Raw genomic sequence first — 245 nt, 5'->3', positions numbered from 1 at the left:
CCGGCCAGGGGTGGCGCTCGCTACGAGCGGATGAGAGAGCGTCCAGCCGAATTTCTCCGCCGCCTCGAACGCTGCGCCCAGCGCGGTGCGTGTGCCCCGCCGCGCCGGCGGAACCTCGTCGCCCAGCACCAAGGCGCCGGACCGGAAATGCTCGAGCGTGGTCGGCACCTTGCTGAAGGTGTTTGCCTCATGTTCGATCTCGCCAGTAAGGATGCGGTACTTCATGGGAACGTCTCCGGATTGCA

1 protein-coding gene is annotated in these 245 nt (G+C 66.5%); it reads right to left on the bottom strand.

What is annotated here, in order from left to right; genetic code table 11:
- Window positions 1-225: M81 family metallopeptidase (locus tag BQ8482_RS38835; protein WP_208867946.1), on the bottom strand; the 225-nt coding region annotated here is incomplete at its 3' end.
- Between the last annotated feature and the right edge of the window lie 20 nt (window positions 226-245).

This window comes from Mesorhizobium delmotii (assembly GCF_900149755.1).
In the GTDB taxonomy this organism is placed as follows: Bacteria; Pseudomonadota; Alphaproteobacteria; order Rhizobiales; family Rhizobiaceae; genus Mesorhizobium; species Mesorhizobium delmotii.
The sequence above is the reverse complement of the archived record's forward strand: the minus strand, read 5'-3'. Positions and strand labels throughout refer to the sequence as shown.